At 44.7% G+C, this 6,477-nt stretch carries 4 protein-coding genes and 2 tRNA genes; 4 read left to right on the top strand and 2 right to left on the bottom strand.

Annotation, left to right across the window (positions count from 1 at the left end; translation table 11 throughout):
- Positions 1-36 precede the first annotated feature (36 nt).
- Positions 37-390 (bottom strand): YfeC-like transcriptional regulator, encoded by a 354-nt coding sequence (locus M979_RS11570; protein WP_072009454.1) that lies wholly within the window; start codon positions 388-390, stop codon positions 37-39.
- 220 nt (positions 391-610) lie between these two features.
- On the opposite strand from M979_RS11570, the gene M979_RS11565 reads away from it, so the two are divergent.
- From M979_RS11565 to M979_RS11550, 4 genes are all read left to right on the top strand, one after another.
- Positions 611-686, top strand: a tRNA-Ala gene (locus M979_RS11565).
- A gap of 46 nt (positions 687-732) precedes the next feature.
- Positions 733-808 (top strand) — tRNA-Ala (locus M979_RS11560).
- 247 nt (positions 809-1,055) lie between these two features.
- On the top strand, positions 1,056-3,290 hold the full coding sequence (locus M979_RS11555; protein WP_245164731.1) for an EAL domain-containing protein: 2,235 nt from the start codon (positions 1,056-1,058) through the stop codon (positions 3,288-3,290).
- Positions 3,291-3,326: 36 nt separating this feature from the next.
- Positions 3,327-4,967, top strand: a complete 1,641-nt coding sequence (locus tag M979_RS11550; protein WP_064555021.1) for a diguanylate cyclase — start codon at positions 3,327-3,329, stop codon at positions 4,965-4,967.
- Between the two features lie 68 nt (positions 4,968-5,035).
- Here the strand turns inward: M979_RS11550 and M979_RS11545 are convergent, their stop codons facing one another.
- The gene (locus M979_RS11545) at positions 5,036-6,223 is read right to left on the bottom strand and encodes a NupC/NupG family nucleoside CNT transporter (protein WP_034458999.1); all 1,188 of its coding nucleotides are present in this window, start codon (positions 6,221-6,223) and stop codon (positions 5,036-5,038) included.
- Between the last annotated feature and the right edge of the window lie 254 nt (positions 6,224-6,477).

Genomic DNA, 6,477 nt, shown 5'->3' with positions numbered 1-6,477 from the left:
CGGCATTGGGCTTATGCCGGCTTTTTCATACCCATTTTATTCATCACGAATGCCTAAACGCTTTAACACCCCAGCAATGCCTTCCCGCAGAATCAGCGCTGACATCTTTTCTTGTTCTGAAATCGACATCTGCTTCATGGAATTGAGCAAAAGCCCTTCCAGTGAAGTGTCATTTACGTGATAGCTGCTGAGTTTCTCCGAAACACGTTTTGCACTATTAATAAAATCGCGAACACGCTCATCCACATGAATCAGGCGAGCTTTGCCTCCCTGAACACCGGGTTTTTGACTCGTGAGCCAGCTTTCTTTGCGTACCCATTTGTTGATTGTTTGGCGACTATAACCAGTAATCATCGCCAGCTCTTCCGGGGTCATACGTTCCTTGAGCACAGTTTTTCCTTAAATCCAAAGGGGTTATTAGTGGTTCATTTTAGGGGATCATTTTACTGGAAACTGTGACAGGATTAACTACAGGAAGACGAGATGCATTTGCTTTTGCTTGTATTGTTTGCTTTTTCGTCGATTAATCGCCGAAGCTGAATTTGACGTTGACACTCTCGAATGGGTTTCATATGATGCCGCCCGTCGATACGACACGGTTTCACGGTACGGGGCTATAGCTCAGCTGGGAGAGCGCTTGCATGGCATGCAAGAGGTCAGCGGTTCGATCCCGCTTAGCTCCACCAAATCTTTACCAGCAAGATTTGAATCGTTTAAACCAAACCCATTCGTGGGGCTATAGCTCAGCTGGGAGAGCGCTTGCATGGCATGCAAGAGGTCAGCGGTTCGATCCCGCTTAGCTCCACCAAAATATGAAACCCCCGCCTAATGGCGGGGGTTTTTTCGTTTCAGAACCAGAATAATGTTACATAATAGTGACCTGAGCACGGATTCATATAATTCAGTGAATATATAAATACGATGTATTCTCAATGTGAATATATCAAACTATTTCTCTTTGTTGGGTTGTATAAAAAACTAATAAATTTAACCACATGCAATAATTCGAAAACTTGATTTGCGCAACAAATAAACGTATTATTTATCACCGAATAATGCTGCAAAGCCATTACAGAATCCTTAGACCAGGGCTTATGATTTTTCAAAAATCTATCAAGAAATTCCTCACAGCACTGGTTTTATCTCTTTTGCTTGTCCCTTTTTCTCGCTACATTTCACCGTTAACGACAATTGATGGTGTTCAGGTTTATCTCGCTTATCTCCCAATGGGTTTGTTGATAGCCATGGTGTTTATCTATGGCCGGACTGCGATTATTCCTCTAATAATTTCATCAGTAGTGACATTCTCATTCGTACTTCATCTTTCATTTGTGGCATTAGCGTCCTTTGTTTTTTGCCTGATATTTCCAATAATCGTTTGTAGCATTATTGCCCGTCATTACCTTGGGGCGAGGTGGCGCTATGCACTGACCGATAAAGGAATGGGAACTCGGATATTCTGGCTAGGGTTTGTCGCACCGTTTAGCACTAAATTATTGATGTATCTGGCGGGGCGATATATTCAATTTCCGCAAGCAGTGGCTGCGTACTTTGGTGACAATTCACTCATGTTTATGGTGGTGGATTTTCAAAATTTAATTGCCGCCTCGTTGATATTCACTTTCCTGTTTTATTATCCGCTCAGAATGGTCCTGAACCCAAATTACGCGCGGGCCTTCTGGCGTCGCTGCGTGTTACGCGATTTCATTGGTCCACGTCGTTTTTATTCTTTCACCTGGATGTTATGCCTGATAACTCTGCTGGCGGTGCTGTGCTCATCGTGGGGCATGTTACAGGTTTCGGGTTACCTCGTGCCCGTTATCTTTGTGCTATTTACATTGGGTATCCGCCATTTTGGCCCGCGTTTAATGGGGCTGTTATGGGCTATATCCGTATGGCTATTACTGACGTATAACGAGGGTTTTCTTTACGGGGTTAATACAGAATTTGCCCTGTCATTCATTCTTTCTGTTTTCATCTCTTTTTCCGTCTGTATGTTGTATATGACGATGATGTTTAAGAAAAATGAGTGGATGAAGCGAATTTATCATTCGCAGGCTTTAACCGACCCATTAACACAATTACCAAATTTACGTGCGCTGGAGCATCATGTTCAATGTTATCCGGAAGGGACGCTTTGCTGCCTGCGGATGTCGAACCTGGAATTTCTAAGCCGCCATTACGGTATGATGATGCGAATTCATTGTAAGCGTATGGTTACCAGCCAGATAACGCCTTTCCTGGATGAAGGCGAACAAGTATTTCAATTACCCGGCAGTGAACTATTAATATTCCTCCGCGGACAACATACTGATGCACGGCTCGAATATATTGTTGATTTACTCAATAGCAAAAAAATAACATGGCATAACACCATGCTGGAAATTGAATACGGCGCTTCCTATAGTGTTATCGACAACAGTCTTGAAGAATTACACCGAACTTTAGGGCAATTAAGCTTTCTCTCCGATCAGGCGAGTGAGTCGTTACGCGTGCTCAGCCTGAATACCCGAGTTGAATATGTCTCTGACAAAACGACAGAGCGTGTTTTACTGCTGCAAAAAATCAAACATGCCTTGAATGAAGAAGAGCCTGTCACACTCTATGCCCAACCTGTTGTTAATAAGATGGGGCACGGATATCACGAAATACTGAGTCGTATCACTTTTGATGATGAGCTAATTACCCCAGATAAGTTTATTCCTGTCATTGCTGAATTTAACCTCAGCACGCGCTTCGATATGTTGGTGGTGAAGAAGCTGGTGAATTATTTGTATCTTCACCCCGAGAAGGACGAGCAGTCGCGTTTCTCGGTAAATCTCATGCCGTTGACGTTGATGCAAAAGGATATTGCGCAGAATATTATTTCATTGTTCACGCAATTCCAGGTGCCAACGAGCAGCGTGATTATTGAAGTCACCGAGGAACAGGCTTTTTCGGAATCAGAAACTTCAATGCAGAACATTACACTACTGCGTGATTATGGGTTTAAAATTGCCATTGATGATTTCGGCACCGGTTATGCCAACTACGAGCGACTGAAAAGGTTGCAAGCGGACATTATCAAGATTGATGGCTGTTTCATTAAAGACATTACATCGGATTCGCTTGACCCTCTGATTGTTAAATCTATATGTGATATGGCTAAAGCGAAGCAATTGATTGTTGTTGCAGAGTTTGTTGAAACAGAAGAACAACGCAGGTTGTTATGCGAACTCGGCGTACAGTTTTTACAAGGGTATTTGATAGGCAAACCAGAGCCTCTGGCCTTAGTCAACACATTAAGGTAGTAGTATGTTGCGAGCATATAATCAAAGGGCTGATTTGTGAGCACTTCATTAGCGAATAGATTTCGCCTGCCAATGGCAAAAACACTCCGGGTTATCCATCTGGTTTTCATTTTTGTTTTTGCGCTGACCACTTTTTTATTCTGGCAGCAAGGACAGCTATTTAGCCATGGTTACCGTACAAGCCAACTGAGTCACCTGGAAAGTGTGATTGCCCGAATCGAAAGTAAAGCACAGTACAAAGTTGACAATCTTCGCTATCTAAAAAGAATTTTTATTGAAGCGATGGATGATCCACTCTTCCCTGGTGTGGCAACTGTTCCTTCGGAAATTACAGGTGATGTTGGCGATTCACCATTGTGGATCCGCGAGCTGCCTTTGCCCGATACGCTTACCGAAGACAGCAAATTTCACGGCGCGAATGCGCTACAAGTCCGCCAGCAGCTCTATGCATTGCGGAAAATTCAAGGTCTTTTCCCGTTGGCCACAGGGGCCAACGAACTGACTGCTGATTTGTACTACATCTCTCGTGATGGCGAATTTATTGTCTCTTTATCTCAGGAAATGAACTCGCTATTAGAGAGCAGTTACAACCCGCATGAGGAACAGGGTAGTTTCGTGTTGGCCTCGCCGTTGCTCAATCCACAGCGAGAACCTTTCTGGACACGGCAAAATATCGCTAAAACTGATGACACTCTGGTTAATGCTGCCATTCCTGTCGATTTTCGTGGTGAATGGATAGGGCTTCTGGGGATTGCGTTTGAAAATGATGCGGTGCAGAAATTCCTTGCGGAGTCTTTACCAGAAGATACGCAGAGCGCATATCAACTGTTTGATGAACAGCTAATCCCGCTAACCAATGCCGTAGGCTCGGTCAATAAATTTCAACTCACTGCTCAGCATCTACAAACAATTCGTGAAATGCTTGAGGTCTCATCGCGTGGCACGATGCGCGATGGGTCGGTATTCATCACTTTTGGCAGAGTTGTTGGTACGCGTTCGGTGTTAATAAGTACTCAGACTCTCAGCCAGGGTTTACATGAAGACTTTGGCCGTTTCAGTATCTTGTTGATCGCGATGTGGGGGATATTTGTGCTTTTCCTTTGGGGATCGCACCGAGTGATTTGCCGCCTTGTGCGCAATATGGGTAGCTTGCAGCGTGAGATGCAGCGTCATGCGCTTCACGATGATTTGACTGGAGCGTTAAACCGTCGCGGTTTCTTCGCAAAAACATCGCAAATTAGCCCTAATTATGTGGATTACACTCTCGTACAGCTTGATCTCGACCATTTCAAAAAAGTGAACGACGTTTACGGGCATTTAGTTGGTGATAACGTGTTGATACACGCCACCCAACACATTCAGCGTGCGATACGCAGTCAGGATATTCTGGGGCGTATTGGCGGTGAGGAGTTCTGTATTTATCTGCCTAATTCCGATCTCAAGGCGGGGATTATGGTGGCGACAAGAGTTAAATGGGAACTTGAGTCTTCGGCATTGGTTTTGGATGACGGCCGCAAATTACCGGTTACCGCGTCGCTAGGTGTGGCTTCGCATAGTGAATATCCGGAGTACACGCTTGATCAAATCCAGTCGCTTGCAGATATGCGGATGTATACCGCTAAAGAACGAGGCAGAAACCAGGTCTGCTGGCAGGATGACGAGGCGATTGGGACGTAGATAAATCCGCTATGAATTTCAGGCATAAAAAAGCCGGGGCAAATTGCCCCGGCTTTTTACTGTGAGAATTACAAGAACAGACCAGCGATAGAAGCTGACAGAATACTCACCAGAGTTGCACCGTAAACCAGTTTCAGGCCAAAGCGAGAAACTACGTTACCTTGCTCTTCGTTCAGGCCTTTAATCGCACCAGCGATAATCCCGATAGAAGAGAAGTTAGCAAACGAAACCAGGAACACAGACAGGATACCTTCCGCACGTGGGGAAAGGGTACCGGCCAGTTTTTGCAGATCCAACATCGCAACGAATTCGTTGGAAACCAGTTTGGTGGCCATGATGCTACCAACCTGTAATGCTTCATGCGACGGAACACCCATTACCCAGGCTACCGGGTAGAAGATGTAACCCAGGATGCCCTGGAAGGAGATGCCGAAGATTGCTGCAAACAGTGCGTTCAGTGCCGCGATCAGAGCAATGAAGCCAATCAGCATCGCTGCAACGATAATCGCAACTTTAAAACCTGCCAGAATGTATTCACCTAGCATTTCGAAGAAGCTTTGGCCTTCATGCAGGTTAGACATCTGTATATTTTCTTCGCTCTCATCAACGCGGTAAGGGTTAATCAGCGACAGTACAATAAAGGTACTGAACATGTTCAACACCAGTGCTGCAACCACATATTTTGGCTCGAGCATCGTCATATAAGCACCGACAATCGACATGGACACGGTAGACATGGCCGTAGCGGACATGGTGTACATGCGGTTGCGTGACATCTTGCCGAGAATATCCTTATAGGCGATAAAGTTTTCTGATTGTCCCAGAATCAGCGAGCTTACGGCGTTAAAGGATTCCAGTTTACCCATACCATTCACTTTAGACAGAACGGTACCGATAAAGCGGATAACAATCGGCAGAACGCGGATGTGCTGCAATATCCCGATCAGCGCAGAGATAAATACGATTGGGCAGAGTACTTTCAGGAAGAAGAAGGCGAGTCCTTCGTCATTCATCTTACCGAATACAAAGTTTGTCCCCTCATTAGCGAACGAAAGCAGTTTCTCAAACATTTCTGAGAAACCTCTCACAAAGCCCAGACCGATTTCTGAGTTCAGGAAGAACCAGGCGAGAATGAGTTCAATCACTAACAGTTGAACGATAAAGCGAATACGAATCTGCTTACGGTTGCTACTTAGCAATAAAGCAAGTAGCGCTACCACGGCAAGCGCTAAGACAAAGTGAAGAACGCGGGACATATTTGCTCCAAACATGAGGCAGGTTTAATTTCGTTGCACATTCTATGAAACAAGCAATAAGAAAACGAGACTAATCGCACACTATAGTGATGTCATGTGACCAAACTCAAAATTAGTGATCAACCATACATTTCTGCTATGTTAAGTAAAGAAGGTAAAAGTTGCGTCAGTGCACACATCCTTAACATAATGGTTGTCGTAATTTTTTTTCATTAACGGGCGATGCTAAATCGTCACCCCTAATCCCTCATTGT

Origin of the sequence: Buttiauxella noackiae ATCC 51607 (assembly GCF_001654865.1) — a bacterium.
GTDB classification, from domain to species: Bacteria; Pseudomonadota; Gammaproteobacteria; order Enterobacterales; family Enterobacteriaceae; genus Buttiauxella; species Buttiauxella noackiae.
The sequence above is the reverse complement of the archived record's forward strand: the minus strand, read 5'-3'. Positions and strand labels throughout refer to the sequence as shown.